Origin of the sequence: Reinekea marina, assembly GCF_030409715.1 — a bacterium.
Taxonomy (GTDB): Bacteria; Pseudomonadota; Gammaproteobacteria; order Pseudomonadales; family Natronospirillaceae; genus Reinekea; species Reinekea marina.
On the sequence record NZ_JAUFQI010000001.1, the window covers coordinates 1,061,715 to 1,078,106 of the forward strand.

15 protein-coding genes are annotated in these 16,392 nt (G+C 44.7%); 13 read left to right on the plus strand and 2 right to left on the minus strand.

The window, feature by feature from the left end; genetic code table 11:
• Positions 1-82: 82 nt before the first annotated feature.
• Entirely contained in the window at positions 83-2,323 is a 2,241-nt protein-coding gene (gene parC / locus QWZ13_RS05545; RefSeq protein ID WP_290280882.1) for a DNA topoisomerase IV subunit A, read from the plus strand.
• A 151-nt stretch (positions 2,324-2,474) separates the two neighbouring features.
• A complete protein-coding gene (locus tag QWZ13_RS05550) occupies positions 2,475-2,744 on the plus strand; it encodes a late competence development ComFB family protein (RefSeq protein WP_216001391.1) in 270 nt (89 codons plus the stop codon).
• A 42-nt stretch (positions 2,745-2,786) separates the two neighbouring features.
• Here QWZ13_RS05550 and QWZ13_RS05555 read toward each other — a convergent pair whose 3' ends face one another.
• On the minus strand, positions 2,787-4,043 hold the full coding sequence (locus tag QWZ13_RS05555; RefSeq protein WP_290280883.1) for an ABC transporter substrate-binding protein: 1,257 nt from the start codon (positions 4,041-4,043) through the stop codon (positions 2,787-2,789).
• 198 nt (positions 4,044-4,241) lie between these two features.
• Here QWZ13_RS05555 and hemC point away from each other — a divergent pair, with 198 nt between their 5' ends.
• The 7 genes from hemC (at position 4,242) to QWZ13_RS05590 (ending at position 10,174) form a co-directional block, all read left to right on the plus strand.
• A complete protein-coding gene (hemC, locus tag QWZ13_RS05560) occupies positions 4,242-5,189 on the plus strand; it encodes a hydroxymethylbilane synthase (protein ID WP_290283282.1) in 948 nt (315 codons plus the stop codon).
• 2 nt (positions 5,190-5,191) lie between these two features.
• Positions 5,192-5,932 carry a uroporphyrinogen-III synthase gene (locus QWZ13_RS05565; RefSeq protein ID WP_290280884.1) on the plus strand — a complete coding sequence of 247 codons (741 nt, stop codon included), beginning with the start codon at positions 5,192-5,194 and terminating at the stop codon, positions 5,930-5,932.
• Complete coding sequence (locus QWZ13_RS05570; RefSeq protein ID WP_290280885.1) at positions 5,929-7,083, plus strand: uroporphyrinogen-III C-methyltransferase; 1,155 nt, start codon at positions 5,929-5,931, stop codon at positions 7,081-7,083. The genes QWZ13_RS05565 and QWZ13_RS05570 overlap by 4 nt, the downstream gene beginning before the upstream one ends.
• Positions 7,043-7,204 carry a hypothetical protein gene (locus tag QWZ13_RS05575; RefSeq protein ID WP_290280886.1) on the plus strand — a complete coding sequence of 54 codons (162 nt, stop codon included), beginning with the start codon at positions 7,043-7,045 and terminating at the stop codon, positions 7,202-7,204. The genes QWZ13_RS05570 and QWZ13_RS05575 overlap by 41 nt, the downstream gene beginning before the upstream one ends.
• A complete protein-coding gene (locus QWZ13_RS05580; protein WP_290283283.1) occupies positions 7,176-8,246 on the plus strand; it encodes a heme biosynthesis HemY N-terminal domain-containing protein in 1,071 nt (356 codons plus the stop codon). The genes QWZ13_RS05575 and QWZ13_RS05580 overlap by 29 nt, the downstream gene beginning before the upstream one ends.
• A 5-nt stretch (positions 8,247-8,251) precedes the next feature.
• Positions 8,252-8,734 carry a GAF domain-containing protein gene (locus tag QWZ13_RS05585; RefSeq protein ID WP_290280887.1) on the plus strand — a complete coding sequence of 161 codons (483 nt, stop codon included), beginning with the start codon at positions 8,252-8,254 and terminating at the stop codon, positions 8,732-8,734.
• Between the two features lie 192 nt (positions 8,735-8,926).
• On the plus strand, positions 8,927-10,174 hold the full coding sequence (locus QWZ13_RS05590; protein WP_216001384.1) for an ABC transporter substrate-binding protein: 1,248 nt from the start codon (positions 8,927-8,929) through the stop codon (positions 10,172-10,174).
• Between the two features lie 120 nt (positions 10,175-10,294).
• On the opposite strand, the gene QWZ13_RS05595 is transcribed toward QWZ13_RS05590, so the two are convergent.
• A complete protein-coding gene (locus QWZ13_RS05595; protein ID WP_290280888.1) occupies positions 10,295-10,417 on the minus strand; it encodes a hypothetical protein in 123 nt (40 codons plus the stop codon).
• Between QWZ13_RS05595 and QWZ13_RS05600 the strand changes: the two genes are divergently transcribed.
• The 4 genes from QWZ13_RS05600 (at position 10,405) to QWZ13_RS05615 (ending at position 16,380) form a co-directional block, all read left to right on the plus strand.
• Positions 10,405-11,295, plus strand: coding sequence for a carbohydrate ABC transporter permease (locus QWZ13_RS05600; protein WP_290280889.1), 891 nt, complete (start codon positions 10,405-10,407; stop codon positions 11,293-11,295). The genes QWZ13_RS05595 and QWZ13_RS05600 overlap by 13 nt on opposite strands.
• Positions 11,288-12,166: a carbohydrate ABC transporter permease gene (locus tag QWZ13_RS05605; protein ID WP_290280890.1), complete on the plus strand. Its 879-nt coding sequence runs from the start codon at positions 11,288-11,290 to the stop codon at positions 12,164-12,166. The genes QWZ13_RS05600 and QWZ13_RS05605 overlap by 8 nt, the downstream gene beginning before the upstream one ends.
• A gap of 13 nt (positions 12,167-12,179) precedes the next feature.
• Entirely contained in the window at positions 12,180-13,292 is a 1,113-nt protein-coding gene (locus QWZ13_RS05610; protein WP_290280891.1) for an ABC transporter ATP-binding protein, read from the plus strand.
• A 160-nt stretch (positions 13,293-13,452) separates the two neighbouring features.
• The gene (locus QWZ13_RS05615; RefSeq protein ID WP_290280892.1) at positions 13,453-16,380 is read left to right on the plus strand and encodes a bifunctional diguanylate cyclase/phosphodiesterase; all 2,928 of its coding nucleotides are present in this window, start codon (positions 13,453-13,455) and stop codon (positions 16,378-16,380) included.
• The last annotated feature ends 12 nt before the right edge of the window (positions 16,381-16,392 follow it).

Here is a 16,392-nt window from a genome sequence, read left to right on the forward strand (position 1 = left end):
CGGTACTATTGTTCTCATCGCTAGAAACTGCGACACTAAGCCAACAACAACGCTAATTATCTGATTTTAAACAGGTTCCCTAATGTCCGAACAGAACACTGATCTTTCAGAATCGATTTCTTTAAGTCAATTTACTGAAAAAGCGTACTTAGATTATTCGATGTACGTCATTCTAGATCGCGCCTTGCCGCATATTGGCGACGGATTAAAGCCCGTTCAGCGGCGTATTGTTTACGCAATGAGCGAGCTTGGCTTAAAAAATACCGCTAAGTATAAAAAGTCGGCTCGTACCGTCGGCGATGTACTGGGTAAGTATCATCCGCACGGCGACAGCGCCTGCTACGAAGCCATGGTGCTGATGGCTCAGCCGTTTTCTTATCGCTATCCTTTAGTCGATGGGCAAGGTAACTGGGGTTCACCGGACGATCCAAAATCGTTCGCGGCCATGCGTTATACCGAATCGAGATTGCATAAAAACGCTCAGCTGTTGTTGTCAGAATTGGGCCAAGGTACCGCCGATTGGGTGCCTAACTTCGATGGCACTATGGACGAGCCGAAGGTCCTTCCCTCTCGCTTACCTCATGTACTGCTCAACGGTACTACGGGTATTGCCGTAGGTATGGCCACCGATATTCCGCCTCATAACTTGAAAGAAATTGCAGCCGCCTGTATTCATTTGATCGATACGCCAAGTGCAAGTGTTGCAGATATCATGATGCATGTGCGCGGACCCGATTTTCCGACAGGTGCGGAAATGATCAGCCCTCGGGCGGACATTGAAAAAATTTATGAAACTGGCCGCGGAACCTTGAAGATGCGCGCCAAATATATCCAAGAAGGTTCCGATATCGTCGTAACCGAGCTGCCACACCAAACGTCGGGCAGCAAAATTCTTGAGCAGATTGCAGCCCAAATGCAGGCTAAAAAGTTGCCCATGGTGGTTGATCTTCGTGATGAATCCGACCATGAAAACCCAACGCGCTTAGTGATTGAACCGCGCAGTAACCGGGTTGATGTCGATGCAGTGATGAACCACTTGTTTGCCACCACCGATTTAGAAAAAACCATTCGTGTAAACTTGAACATGATTGGTATTGATGGTCGTCCGCAAGTTAAAGCACTAAACACTATCCTATCTGAGTGGCTTGAGTTCCGTACCGATGTCGTCCGTAAGCGCTTGCAATACCGATTAGATAAAGTGCTCGCGCGTTTACATATTTTAGATGGCTTGTTGATCGCCTATTTAAACATTGATGAAGTAATCGAGATTATTCGGACTGAAGATAAGCCCAAAGCCGAGCTAATGAGCCGTTTTGGCTTAAGCGATATTCAGGCTGAATCGATCTTAGAAATTAAACTTCGCCAATTAGCCAAGTTAGAGGAAATCAAAATACGCGGTGAGCAAGATGAGCTTTCTGCTGAACGTGAAAAGTTGGAAAAAATCTTAGGCTCTGCCGCTCGAATGCGTACTTTGATCAAGAAAGAAATACTAGCCGATGCTGAAGAATACGGTGATGATCGCCGCACAGCATTAGTGAGCCGAGCGGAGTCTGTGGCATTTAGTGAAAATGAAATACTCCCTTCAGAAGCCGTCACCGTGGTCTTATCACAACGTGGATGGATTCGCAGCGGTAAAGGTCATGAGGTAGATCCGGAAGGTTTAAATTATAAAGCAGGCGATAGTTTTGCGTTTGCTGCGGCAGGTAAGAGTAACCAACCAACGGTGCTACTTGATTCAATGGGCCGTTCTTACTCATTGCAAACGCACCAGTTACCGTCAGCCCGTGGTCAAGGAGAGCCTATTACCACTAAGTTAAACCCGCCACCGGGTGCCGAAATGAAAGGGTTGCTTGTTGGAGAGCCCGATCAGCAATTCTTAGTCAGCTCAGATGCCGGATATGGGTTTATTGCGAAATTAAGTGACATGGTCAGTAAAAATAAAGCCGGTAAGGCGTTGTTAACTTTGCCCAAAGAAGCCCAAGTTTTGCCTCCTCAACCGATATCGCAAGCATCGACTGATTACCTCGCGGCCGTTACGAATGAAGGTCGGCTTTTGGTCTTCCCGGTTCGAGATTTACCAGAGCTGGCCAAAGGTAAAGGCAATAAAATTATTAACATCCCCTCTAGCCGAGCCAGTGCTCGTGAAGAGCTTATGGTGGGCGCAAAAGTTGTGGGCGCCAAAGATACCTTGTTGGTGTTCTCTGGCAAACGTAAGCTGAAACTCAAAGGCGCAGACCTAGAACACTATCTAGGAGAGCGCGGAAGACGTGGCAATAAGCTACCCCGTGGCTTCCAAAATGTATCTGGGCTCGATATCGAATAGAGACAACAAGCCTCTACTGCAAGCCCCTTCACTGTCATGGTGTGGGGGCTTTTTAATGCCCGAAGCTAAATGTACTAAATAATCCGAACACCTAGAAATATGCTGCTAAACTGAATTGAAACAACAACATTCGAAACGCAAAGGGTGAGCTATGAGCTTTGAAAGCCAAATTTCTAATTATTACGAAAAGCTAGTCGTGGACGACCTTTCAAAACGGCCCGAACTCGACAGTATTGATGAAAGTGAGTTAATTGACATTGCCTGTGTCGCTTTAAACCAGTTACCGGCACGTTATTATCGTTACTCAGTCGATATGGCTTTTTATTTAGCCGCCCAAGAAACGCAGGCGATGGAGGATGAGGTAAGCAAGGCCGTGACTTACGCCTTGTCATTTGTGCAGTCGAATAAAAAAACGCAGTAGGCCACAATGTGGCACTACTGCAAAGGTCGTACTACTTACAGGCTACCTAATAATATATTGGCCATAGCGAATTGCTTTTACTAACTCCTTCGCCGCTTTCTCTGGTGACACAGGATTGCGTGTCAGCTCGCCTATTCGCTCTAAAAAATACCCTTGAATAGTCCCGGTGGTGGCCATGCCATGCGCAATACTGGGCAGCAAGGTACCTTTTTCACTCGACGATAAAAATTCATTCATGGAAAACTTAGAACAATAATCAAATCGAGTAAGAGACATGTCGGTACGCACCGGAATGGAGCCTTTGTTAAGATTGAATGCTTCTTGGAACGGTTCGCCCATAATATTTCTAGCGAGTGCTGTTTGGGCGATTTGATCTTCCGGTTTAGTCTTTTTCAATTTAAACATGGCAAAGCTGTCGATGTTGAACAAAAACATTTCTTGAGTGCCTGGAACGGGTAAGCAAAAATAATCGTTGTTGGGCTGCTTGTTAGCGTTGGTAAATTCACCTTTTGCCCAATCACCCATGACCTGAAACGCCGCTTCGCCGGAGATAACACTCTCAGTTGCATCCGTCCATTCCGTTACAGCATTTAGGTTTGCGTATTGAAGAACTTGGTAATAGCGGTCAAACACCTGCGCCAGTATTTTGCTGTTTTTAGCATTAAAGGTGTGATCGGCAAAAACGTCGCTATAAAACTCAGGACCACCCACGGAAAGTGCTAATGTTTCAAAAAGCGTAGCGTGTTGCCAGTCTTGATCACCCAATGCAATTACTTGGTAACCGGCTGAGGCAATTTTTTGAGCCGCAGCATCAAACTCTTGCCAATTTGTGGGTGGCGTAATGTTGAGTTGGTTTAGTATGCGTGAATTAGCCCAAAGCCAGTTAACTCGATGTACGTTTACCGGAACCGCAACGAAATTGCCTTTGTGTTTCATTACGTTGGCTACTTCAGTCGGTAATATATTGGCCCAATTTTGCTCGGCGGCTAAATCATTTAAGTTGGCTAAAAAGCCTAATCTAGCCCAACGTTGAATGTCGAGCCCTTTAATTAAGGCTGCTGTTGGAGGGTCTCCTTTCAGGACTCGAGCTTGTAATTGTTGGTTTGCATTTTCACCGCCACCTCCGGCGACTTCGAAATCTAGCCATTGGTGGCTACTCTCTGCCATCTGCTCTTTTAAAACTTCTAATGCAGCGGCTTCCCCGCCCGAAGTCCAGTAGTGTAAAACTTCTACTTGCCCAGCAAAGGATTTTGCTAAAAGAAGGGTAATGAGTAGAGGTACTGCCAAAATTAGACGCATATGCTCTCCTGGCCGAAAGATTTTTGTATTTGTGTAAGTCGGCTCGTATCGATACTACTCCTAAACTTTGTAACCTTTTGTATCATAAGGTGGTTGTTTCCTTACTTATGTAACGAGCGTGTAACATGGTTCGGTTCTGGTCGGTCAGGTGGTACAATTGAGCCTATTGAATCGCGAATTTACTTAGAGAGCCTTTTTATGACGCAGCACCTTCGGATCGCCACTCGCAACAGTCCACTTGCCTTGTGGCAAGCTGAATTTGTAAAAGATCAATTGGCGCACTTTCACCCCAATTTACAAGTAGAGTTAGTTCCGATGACGACCATTGGTGACCAGCGTCTAGATGTGACCTTGTCAAAAGTAGGTGGGAAAGGGCTGTTCGTAAAAGAACTTGAAGCCGCCATGTTGGCTAATAAAGCCGACATCGCAGTACATTCAATGAAAGATGTTCCCATGGTGTTACCAGAGGGCTTTGAGTTAGCGGCAATTTGTGAAAGAGAAAACCCTTTTGACGCTTTCGTGAGTAATACATATCAATCGATTGATGATTTGCCCCAAGGCGCCATAGTAGGTACATCGAGCATGCGGCGTCAGGCGCAACTGCTCGCGAAACGCCCCGATTTAACGATTAACTTTTTGCGCGGAAATGTAGGCACGCGGTTAGGTAAGCTCGACGCTGGCGATTACGATGCAATTATCCTCGCGTCAGCTGGATTGTTGCGCTTAGGGTTAAAAGATCGAATTGCACACAGTATTGATAGCGAATTCATTTTACCAGCGGTAGGGCAAGGCGCGGTAGGTATAGAAACCCGAGAAGGGGATGAGACAGTAAAAGCACTTTTGAAACCGTTAAACCATGCACCCACCGAGCTGCGCTTGGTTTGTGAACGCGCAATGAATCGGACTTTAAATGGTAGTTGTGATGTGCCTATTGCCGGCTATACCGAATTGAGTGAGCATTCACTTTCCTTGCAAGGGCGCGTCGGCACGGTAGATGGAAAGACACTCTTAGTCGCGAAGTCTAAAGTTGAGCTAATCGGCGATGCATCGAACGATTTGGCTGCAGCTGAAACAATGGGGATTGCCGTTGCTCAAGACTTATTTGCTCAGGGTGCGGATAAAATATTAGCGGAACTAGGCAAATAACAGTGCAAGTGATTGTACCAAAAGCGAAGTCAGAGTGGGCGCGCTGGCAGGCCGCAATACCAAGGTGGAAAGATTCAATCGTTTGGCATAACCCATGGCGGTTAGAGCGGTTGCCACACACCGAAGAAATGAAGCAAATTTGGCTGAATATAGATCAATTTAAAGTCGTTGAATGTGTCAGCCCAGAAGCTGCTAATGTTTTAGTTGAACAGCTTGATCACTATTGGCCTATGCCGCCAACTGGGGTAAATTGGTTATGCAATGGACCAGGTACCGCACAAGTTTTGGAAGCCTTCGGATTATCGGTGCGCTACCCTGAATCTGGTTATACCGCAGAAGACGTAATAGCAATAGCCGCGCCTTTAATGTCAGCCCATGATTCTATTTTGGTGGTTAAAGGCGAGGGTGGCCGAAATGCTTTTAAAGAGTACTTCCAAAGCACCGGGCAAAAATACGTAGAAACACAGGTTTATTCTCGTAGTATAGATAAGCAAATATTAAAGGATATTAAAGCAAGTGCTCAAAAGTCCGATGCGATTTGGCTCAGTTCGAGCGCATTAGGAGAGGCAATGCTGAATGATGATTTAAATTACTGGCGTACCTGGGCGGGTCAATTTTGGGTGTCCTCTGAGCGGCTATTGCACTGGTGTAACGAAAATGGATTAACAAACATTGCTCTGGCGGCCGATGCATCGGTTAATGGTTTAGCGGCAATGCTGCACAAACAACAAGGTGAGTTATGACGGATCAAACTGATAAAGATAACCAACTCAATAATGAATCAATTGATGAACCGCAAGCACAGAGTTCTTCTGAGGCAGAACCAGAGCTCGATACTGTTGTAAAAGAAGAACCAAACGTCGGGCAAGAAGATCTTAATCAAATAGATGAAAACGATGAGTCTCCACGCACGAAATCTACGAGTCGATTCTTACTGGTCGTTATTGTATTAGTTATCCTATTACTTGGTCTTAGTGGGTTCGGCGGTTGGTGGGTGTGGCAGCAGTCTCAAACGCAAATAGAAGCTCTGGACGCGCAAAATAAATTACTGGCCGATCAAATAGCCGCTGCGCAAGTGCAAATCACCGAGGTAAGCAATCGTCGAGCGTCTTATGCCGATGGCATTTCAAATGAAATTGCAAAAATAGAAGCGTTGGTGGTTCAATCAGCCCAGCGGATGAATCGCCAAGCGGATCAAACCGAAAACCGTTGGCCATTAGAAGAGGCGCTAACGCTCACTCGGTTAGCGCAAAGACGACTTTTTTTAGATAAAAACGCCGCTGTTTCAATCAGTTTGCTAAAATCAGCCGATGACATCTTAGCCTCTCTTGATGCCGCCGCGGTGTTACCTCTGCGCGAACAAATTGCAAAAGATATCCTCGCCTTACGTAACGCTCAATCGATCGACCTCAACGGAACTTACTTTCATTTAGCCGCCATCGCAGATGCTGTTCGCGAACTGACTTGGTTGCCCAAACCAGCATTAGCCGAAAACATAGAGCCAGAAGCCAACTTGGTTGAAGGGTTCTGGCAAAGCATCAAGCAGGTGGTGGTGGTTACTCGTATGGATGACATCGTACAAGCTCCGCCCTTACAGAGCGATTTTGAATTATGGCGTCAACATACTCTTATGGTATTAGCACAAGCTCAACTGGCTCTCTTAGCTCAGAATCAGGCGTTGTATGAAACAGCAATAGCGCAATCTATTGACCAGCTATCTCAAATGAAAAGCCAGTTTGATTTTACCGCCTACCTTGACCAGTTGACTCAGTTGAAGCGTTATAAGTTAAACCCTACCTGGCCCGATATTGGCAACAGCGTCAACCAATTAAACGATTACATACAGCAGCAAAATGAGTCAGAACAAAGCGCTTCCGAGGAGGTTCAATCATGATTCGACTACTCGGTTGGGCGATTGTGTTTATTGCCATCTTATTGATTGGCGGAGTGCTGGCAAAAATGATGTTGGCCGATTCTGGCGTCATGATGATTGCTTGGAATGGCTGGCTCGTTGAGACGACTTTTTGGGCGGGTGTTGGCTTAATCTTACTGAGTTTTGTCTCTATTCTAATCATTATTCAAATATGGCGAGGAGTAGCGCCAACAAGGCTGTGGCAGAGATTCCGTCAACATCGTAACCAAAAGGCGGCAAAAAAAGAGACCATTCAAGCCATTAACGCTTGGTTGTCGGGTCAAGACGATAAAGCCATTCAATCTTTGCAACGTGTCGCTGACGCGGGCGGCTCCGATAGATTGCCTAGAGCTATGACGCTGGCGCTCGGCTGGCACCAAGGTGATTGGCTTGAACGTCAAGCAGAACTGTTGGCCCATGATCCAGAGCTAAAAACATTCGCTCATGCCATCGCGGCTCAACGCCTTTGGTTATTAAATGAACCCGCCCAATTTATGAACCATGTACAGCAGCATGAAGCGTTGCAACATGTACCTTGGCTTCGTCAACACTATTGGCAGGCTCTATATGAGCAGGGGCATGTTGAACAGTTACTTGATCAAGCACAGGTTGCGGCCAATATACACCCAGATGAGCGCAATGAATGGGTAGCAAAAGCCGCGATAGCGGCACTTAAGCGTAATTTTGGCAATGCTGAGAACGGTCGCTCTATACTGAAGAAAATACCGAAGGCGATCAAAGCGCTAGAGTCAGTTGTCGCCGTTGAAATTGCTTACTTAGTCTCCATTAAAGAGCACGATCAAGCATTTAAGAAATTACAATCGACACTGAAACAAAACACCAGTGAAGCTTTATTGTCTCTGGTCCATACCATCGTTGTTGAGCCGACTAAAAAGCTAAACTTGATTGAACAGCACGAACCTGCTCAGCCAAGCGCGCTCTACTGTCGAACAGCTGGGCAGCTTAATTTAGCGTTGCAACTTTGGGGGCAAGCCCAAAATTGGTTAGAAAAAGGCTGGGCGCATCAAGATTTACAGTGTGGCGTATTATTAGCCGACCTATTTGAACAGCGTAATATGCCTGACCAAGCCAACAAATTGTATAAACAATTGGCACTTTCAAAGCCCATTTTAAAGGTAGAATAGTAGTAATGGCCGAACAACTCACCACCCAGGCAGGGTTAAATAAAGCACAGCAATACGCTGAGTTAATTCCTCAATTAAAAGCGTTAACCGAAAGTGAATCGAATACGGTTGCTAACTTAGCCAATATAAGCGCCGCGCTAAGGCAAACTTTTGGATTCTTTTGGGTTGGTTTTTATTTAGTCGATGGCGATAGCCTGGTTCTAGGGCCTTTTCAAGGGGATATTGCTTGTACTCGAATCGCCCCTGGTCGAGGGGTTTGCGGTACCGCTTGGCAAACTCATCAAACTCAATGGGTTCCCGATGTAGATGCTTTTCCTGGGCATATCGCCTGCAGTAGCTTGTCGCGCTCAGAAGTCGTGGTTCCGATTATAAAGAATGGAACCGTTTTAGCCGTTCTCGATGTCGATAGCGAGAAGCTTGATGACTTTGAACAGGCCGACGTAGACGGCTTGGAGCAAATTGCCCTCCTAGTTGCGCAATTAATGTAACAAAGCTGTTACGTTACGTTGCTCTTCGGAACGTTACTTCCTTTGTCGATCAGACTAAATTAATCCTTGTCATAGACAGCAAGTTTAAAGACCTCGAAAGGGGTCATCGGCGGATCACCTCTGTCCAAGCCTTGCTGTTGCGAAATCAGATGAAGAGCCTGATTAAAACAAAAACAAACAAAGGATAAGACGATGTTAAAAAAGACACTTTTAGCCGTTGCATTAAGCGGATCAATGATCGCACAAGCAAGCGCCGGTGAAGTAGAAGTTATGCACTGGTGGACATCTGGTGGTGAAGCTAAGTCTATTGCTGTACTTAAAGGTATGGTTGAAGATGCAGGTCACAGCTGGAAAGATTTCGCTGTTGCTGGTGGTGGTGGTGAAAATGCCATGACCGTACTTCGTTCTCGTGCGGTTTCTGGTAATGCTCCGGCGTCAGCTCAAATTAAAGGCTTAGAAATTCAAGAGTGGGGTGATTTAGGTTTCCTTGCAGATTTAACGCCTGTTGCGAAAGCGCAAAACTGGGACAATGTTTTACCATCAGTTGTTTCAGATGTAATGAAACATGAAGGTAACTACGTTGCCGCGCCTGTAAACGTTCACCGTGTAAACTGGATGTGGGCCAACAAAGAAGTATTTGATAAGAACGGCTTGAAAGTACCTACCAGCATGAAAGAGTTGTGGCAGGTTTCTGAAGCATTAAAAGCAAAAGGCATTACGCCAATTGCTCACGGTGGTCAGCCTTGGCAAGATGCTACAACCTTTGAGAGTGTTGTATTGTCTGTTGGTGGCGCTGAGTTCTTCGCAAAGGCTTTCGTTGAGCACGACATGAAAACGCTAGAAAGCGACACGATGAAAACCGCCTTCACTGAATTCAAAAAAGTTAAAAACTACATCGATAAAGGTGCACCAGGCCGAGATTGGAACGTTGCAACGTCTATGGTTATTAAAGGCGAAGCGGCTATGCAGTTCATGGGCGATTGGGCGAAAGGCGAATTCTCGGCTGCGAACAAGCAACCTGGCGTAGATTACTACTGTGTGCCGTTCCCAGGAACAGACAACACCTTTACCTTTAACATTGATTCATTAGCGATGTTTAAGCAAAACAACGCCGATAATGAAAAAGCTCAAATGAAAATGGCTGAGTTGGTGGTTTCTCCTAAGTTCCAAGAAACATTCAACTTAAACAAAGGTTCAATTCCAGTTCGTTTAGACCAAGATATGTCACCATTTGATGCGTGTGCGATTGCATCAATGGATACATTCAAATCTACGGCTAAATCTGGCAAGGGCCTAGTTCCTTCAATGGCACATGGTATGTCTACTACCTCTGCAGTTGGCGGCGCTATATCTGACGTAGTCACTGACTTCTTCAACTCAGACATGAGCTCTGATGAAGCGGTTAAGCGTCTATCTCGTGCCATTCGCGCAAACTTGTAATTCCAATAGTTAGCGACAAACGTCGCTAGCTTCGGCAAGCTCAGGGAAATATTTGAGCTGAGCTTGCCATTATTCACCCTTTATTAACTATGCTAAATCAGCAGTTTATTGGAAAACGGCTCAGGAGCAGTGTGCCAGTAAAAAAGCAATGGCTTGGCCTGTTTCCAAAAAGCTGAAATAACGGTAATGTGAAAAGATGATTAAATTAACCTTTGAAGGGCGGAGTATGTATGTCCGAATCAACTAGAAAGAAAGGCATCGATTACTGGCTTCCAAAGTTAGTGTTGTCGCCAACGGTAGCGATCACGATCGTGTTTATATATGGATTTATTATTTGGACGACTATTTTGTCCTTTACTAAATCTCGATTTTTACCACAGTACGACTTTGTCGGTTTCGACCAATACGTTAAGTTGTTTTTAAATGACCGCTGGATGGGGTCGTTAGCCAACTTGGCCATATTTGGCACACTGTTTATCTTAATCTGTATGGTGATTGGGCTGGTCTTTGCCATTTTGCTGGACCAAAACATCCGTGCCGAAGGGGCGTTAAGAACAATCTACCTTTACCCTATGGCGCTGTCATTTATCGTAACAGGTACCGTATGGAAGTGGATATTGAACCCTACAGTGGGCATTGAAAAATTCATGCGCGACTTAGGCTTTGAGAATTTCACGTTCGATTGGATCGTCGATCCAGATATGGCTATTTACACCATTGTTATTGCCGGCATATGGCAATCGAGTGGGTTTGTAATGGCTATATTTTTAGCCGGATTGCGAGGCATCGATACCTCCATCATCAAAGCCGCTCAACTAGATGGCGCTAACCTGTTCTCGGTATACACTCGAATCATCATACCTTCAATGCGTCCAGTGTTCTTTTCGGCCTTTATTATGTTGGCTCATATTGCCATTAAGAGTTTTGATTTAATCATGGCATTAACCGGCGGTGGCCCAGGAACATCAACCGATGTCCCAGCGATATTCATGTATCAAATATCATTCCAGCGAGCGCAGTTAGGCGTCGGTGCCGCTTCAGCCGTCATAATGCTAATGGGTGTTACGGCTATTTTAATCCCCTATCTCTATTCTGAATTGAGGGTAAAGAACAATGATTAAATCTAACGATAAGCGTTATTCAGAAATCACCTATAAAGCACTACTTTATGCGGTGTTGGTCATCGCGGCTCTTTATTATCTAGCCCCTTTGTTGCTCATGGTTTTAACGTCCTTCCGATCTATGGATGAAATTCGAGTGGGTCAACTGATTGAATGGCCAAAGTCATTTACCTTTGACGCTTGGAAAGAAGCCTGGAGCGAAGTACAAATTGGTGCACGAGAAGATAAAGGGTTACGTCCTTACTTTATTAACTCATTGCAAATGGTTATTCCGTCAGTGCTTATCTCAACTTTGTTGGGCGCATTGAATGGTTACGTATTGAGCTTTTGGCGCTTTAGAGGCAGCGAATTATTTTTCGCCTTCTTGCTTGCAGGTTGTTTTTTACCATTCCAAGCTATCCTACTTCCGCACTCTGTTGTACTGGGTAAATTAGGATTAAGTGGAACCTTAGTTGGTTTGATATTTACCCACGTAATCTACGGAGTTGCGTTTACCACGCTGTTTTTTAGAAATTACTACGTCAGCTTACCCGGTGAGCTCATCAAAGCAGCTAAGTTAGATGGCGCTGGTTTTTGGCTTATTTTTACTCGAATCATCTTGCCGTTATCAACACCGATCATCGTCGTGAGTGTGATATGGCAGTTCACCCAAATTTGGAATGATTTCTTATTTGGCGTGGTGTTTTCTGACCCAGATTCTCAACCGGTAACGGTCGGTCTCAATAATATGGTTAACTCAACTACAGGTGAAAAGCGCTACAACGTAGATATGGCAGGCGCCATTATTGCGGCATTGCCGACTGTGTTTGTGTACGTGGTTGCTGGAAAATATTTTGTTCGCGGTCTAACAGCCGGTTCAGTTAAAGGTTAATAGGAGTTCTAGAATGGCTGGTTTATCAATTCAAAATGTACAAAAAAGCTTTGGTCAAACACATATCTTAAAAGGTATTGACCTTGAAATTAATGACGGTGAGTTTGTAATTTTAGTAGGACCTTCTGGTTGCGGTAAATCGACCCTACTTAATTGTATCGCTGGGTTAGAAGAAGTGACGTCGGGTAAAATCCTAATGGGATCAACCGATATGACCCACGCAGCACCAAAAGACCGTGACATTGCCATGGTGTTTCAAAGCTATGCACTGTACCCAAACATGAGCGTTCGTAAAAACATTGCCTTTGGTTTAGAAATACGAAAAATGCCAAAAGCGGAAATTGCCGAAATTGTAGATAAAGTATCTAAATTACTTCAAATAGAAGATTTGTTAGATAGAAAGCCTTCGCAGCTTTCTGGTGGTCAACGTCAACGTGTCGCCATGGGTCGTTCGTTAGCTCGCCAACCGTCGGTGTTTTTGTTCGATGAACCTTTATCAAATCTTGATGCAAAATTACGTGTGGAAATGCGCACTGAAATTAAAAAGCTGCATCAGCGTTTAGGCACCACAATTGTTTATGTAACACACGATCAGATTGAAGCGATGACCTTGGCTGATCGAATTGCGGTCATGAGAGGTGGTGTATTGCAACAATTTGGTTCACCACAAGAAGTGTATGACGAACCTGAAAACATCTTTGTTGCTGGGTTTATGGGGTCGCCTTCAATGAACTTTTTGAAGTGCGATGTGGTAGAGCGTGACTCTAATGTGATGGTCCAGGTTGAGTCAGAAGGGACTCACTATTACCTACCTGTACCTGCATCTCAAGCCGATTTGTCGAGCTATGTGGGTAAGCAAGTTATATTGGGTTTACGGCCAGAGCAGTTAACTCACGTTATGCCGCATGTTCAAGAAGATCCTAACGTGACACGCGTGACGATTAAAATTGAAGTCACTGAGCCAACAGGCGCAGATACCCTAGTTTTAACTCGAATTAACGACGAAGAATGTGAATGTCGTGTACACCCTGCTGAAGCAGGTAAGCCGGGTGAAATGATGGACATATTGTTTAATATGGGTAAAGCCGTGTTCTTCGATAGTGAAACGGAAGCCAGAATTCGCTAGAGCTTCTGATCAAATAGTGTTCGGTTGTCAGGTACTTAGTCGACATATCCTCCGAATTACCCCCTAAAAACGCGGTTATACCGCGTTTTTTTGCTTTTTAGTACTGCATTTTTACCCGAAACCGCTAGACTGAATAGATGTAAAATTTGAATAGAAGCGAATGCCAAATACAAAGTTATTGCCTCAAAGCTTTGCTTCCGACTTGGGCTGGTCGGAGGTCTGTCGGTTAGCGGAGTCGCTGTTTCAGGCCAATATCGAAAAGCTGCAAAAAGATCGCCCAGCTTTGGTTGGGGTCGTGGTGTTTGCGACGAGCTTTGTGACCGGTCGTTTAGAAATATCCTATCGGTCAACGAGCGCTGATCAGCTGTCTAACGTCACCTGTCATGATTATAGTGTAGGTGAGTTTACTCAAATACAGCTGTACGGTGAGTTGTCTCTAGCCGAAATTGAAGAAATACAGTCCTCTCTAGAGTTTAGCGCAAGCGTGCTGGGTCGATACCCTCATCAACAAATGGGCATTCGCACCATCAGTAATATTCCTTCCATTATTTATCATGCCGCAGAGCTGGATGGAAAGTGGACCCTTTTGTATGCAAATGAAGCACTCACTGAAATGTTTGGCTTTCCGGTGAGCCAATTCATTGGCCGACACGCAAAGCAACAAGCCATTGATTTTATTCATCCCGATGATCGTAGTTCTGTACTAACGGGCTACAGCTTTGCGCGTTCGACCCGAAATGAAGTGTGTTTGTCTTATCGAATTATCGACCAAGAGGGCAAAGTTAGGCACGTTTCTGAAAAGGTTAACTACCAAAAGGTTCTAGGGCGCTATCAATCTTTTTCTGAAATATGGGAAAAAAATGCCGATAAGAATGATCAAGCCTTTAATGTGCTAGATCAGCTTGAAGACTTTACTCACGACATCAGCCTGCAAACAGGGCAAGAATTTATAAATCATTTTGGGTTACGTATCGGTCAGCTTGTCAATGTGGATCGCGTAATTTTATGCTCCAAAACAAAGCCCAAGTGGTGGGCTACATGGCTTATTGCAAGCCAGGCGGTAAAAGAACCCAATTTTCATTTTCGTGAAACAGACGAACAACTCTATGCAAAACCTCGTTGGGATATTGCAACCAATCCAAAAGATGAATTTACAAAGCTGCTATACGGCGGGTATCGATACTTTTCTGTATTACCCATTCAAGATGAACATGAGCAAATTAGCGCAGCATTGGTACTTTGTGCTGATACGCCTATCGGGAATAAAGAGTATATCTCTAACCTCATAAAACTGTTTGGTGTTCGTGTTTTACGTGAAATAACCCAATGTGAATCAAAAGAACGCCAAGAACAGCAAAATAAATTACTTACGCGGCAAAAGCATCAATTAACTCAGCTAGTGACCCTATTAGGCGAATTGGATAACGTATCGGATGAAGCGGAATTTTTAAGCAGGTGCCAACATTCATTTCAAAGCGCTTTTGAATTGTCTGAATTAGAATGGCTATTGTGGGATTCTGGCGATTGGCTACGATGTAAAAAGCAACTTATCCCAAATAAATATTGGTATAAAGAAACGGTTCTGGTGACAGAGCCTACGGAAATTTCTTATTTGGACCATTGCCGACGAACCGATGAGTTGACGGCTGTAAAAAATACCCAACAGCTATATTGGCCCGTAGGTCGCAGTCACGCTGGTTTTCTAGTGTTGAGGCTAAAGTTTTGTCAAAGCCTTCCCGATGAAGAGGTGATACAGTTTTCGAAAAACGCCATTCACCTAGCGCTGCAAGGGCTGTCACAACGCAAGGTGTTGCGACGACAAGCCATGCGAGACAGCTTGACCAGTCTGGGTAATCGAAGCCAGTTGCATGCTTGGATGATTTCTTCCCTTCCTAGCCAAACCCAATCAGCACTGATGTTATTTGATTTAAATCGTTTTAAAGAAATTAATGATAGTTTCGGGCATCAGTTTGGCGACAAATTATTGAGAGAAATTGGCCCAAGAATAGATCAAAGTTTGCGTGGTGAAACTTATTACCTTTCTCGTTTAGGTGGCGATGAGTTTGCGCTTTTTTATCCGAATATCTCAAGAGGTGGAGCGTTAGAAAAGGCGGCGATGTTACACGAAGCTTTGGCTCAGCCTTATGTGATCGACCAATTGACTTTTCAGGTTGAGGCCAGTGTTGGCGTGTCTTTTTTTCCACAGCACGGGGCAGATGGCCACGAGTTGTTAAGATGTGCCGATGTTGCTATGTATGCCTCTAAAAGTACGGGTCAACCAGTCACTCAATACAATACAGACTTAGACACCAGCACACCTCATAAAATAGCCGTGTTGTCCGAACTCGATGAAGCCTTAAAATCTGGCCAGTTGTCTGTGGTTTACCAACCGCTGATGGATACTAAATCCGGGCAGACAGGTGGTTTAGAAGCTCTAGTTCGCTGGCAGCACCCTGAGTTTGGTTACTTATCACCGGCTGAGTTCATTCCCATCTCAGAAATGGGGGAAGGGATTCGAAAAATCACAGATTTTGTCATTCGCGATGCGTTTTCAAATATCAATCACTGGCGAGAGCTCGTTCCTGAATTACAAGTATCGGTCAATATTTCTCCACGAGTCTTACTTAATCAAAATTTCCCTCAGTACATTGAAGCGCTGCTTGAAGAATACAATGTCGATGGCCACAGTATCGTCATGGAGCTTACAGAGTCTACTTTGTTAGTCGACCCAGGCCGAGCGATAGAAATCATTAATAGCTTAGCGTCATTGAATATAGAGGTAGAAATTGATGACTTTGGAACCGGCTACTCGTCATTGTCGTACTTAAAACAGTTGCCAATATCCGCGCTGAAAATAGACCGTAGCTTTGTAGCCGATTTATTGAGTGATGCTAGTGATGAAGTGATTGTCTCATCAACCATTAAAATGGCGCACAGCTTGGGGCTTAAAACCGTAGCAGAAGGTGTAGAAGATGAGGTTACACTGGTCCGATTAATGCGATTAGGTTGTGATATTATTCAAGGTTTCTACTATGCTAAACCGATGCCAGTGAATCAGGTCTGGGCATGGCTTGAACGCAATCGTTAACCAAAACAAAGG

Coding starts and splice junctions, on each gene's coding strand:
- parC (WP_290280882.1), top strand. CDS start 83: ATGTCCGAACAGAACACTGATCTTTCAGAATCGATTTCTTTAAGTCAA.
- QWZ13_RS05550 (WP_216001391.1), top strand. CDS start 2,475: ATGAGCTTTGAAAGCCAAATTTCTAATTATTACGAAAAGCTAGTCGTG.
- QWZ13_RS05555 (WP_290280883.1), bottom strand. CDS start 4,043: ATGCGTCTAATTTTGGCAGTACCTCTACTCATTACCCTTCTTTTAGCA.
- hemC (WP_290283282.1), top strand. CDS start 4,242: ATGACGCAGCACCTTCGGATCGCCACTCGCAACAGTCCACTTGCCTTG.
- QWZ13_RS05570 (WP_290280885.1), top strand. CDS start 5,929: ATGACGGATCAAACTGATAAAGATAACCAACTCAATAATGAATCAATT.
- QWZ13_RS05575 (WP_290280886.1), top strand. CDS start 7,043: ATGAGTCAGAACAAAGCGCTTCCGAGGAGGTTCAATCATGATTCGACT.
- QWZ13_RS05580 (WP_290283283.1), top strand. CDS start 7,176: ATGATTGCTTGGAATGGCTGGCTCGTTGAGACGACTTTTTGGGCGGGT.
- QWZ13_RS05585 (WP_290280887.1), top strand. CDS start 8,252: ATGGCCGAACAACTCACCACCCAGGCAGGGTTAAATAAAGCACAGCAA.
- QWZ13_RS05590 (WP_216001384.1), top strand. CDS start 8,927: ATGTTAAAAAAGACACTTTTAGCCGTTGCATTAAGCGGATCAATGATC.
- QWZ13_RS05600 (WP_290280889.1), top strand. CDS start 10,405: ATGTCCGAATCAACTAGAAAGAAAGGCATCGATTACTGGCTTCCAAAG.
- QWZ13_RS05605 (WP_290280890.1), top strand. CDS start 11,288: ATGATTAAATCTAACGATAAGCGTTATTCAGAAATCACCTATAAAGCA.
- QWZ13_RS05610 (WP_290280891.1), top strand. CDS start 12,180: ATGGCTGGTTTATCAATTCAAAATGTACAAAAAAGCTTTGGTCAAACA.
- QWZ13_RS05615 (WP_290280892.1), top strand. CDS start 13,453: ATGCCAAATACAAAGTTATTGCCTCAAAGCTTTGCTTCCGACTTGGGC.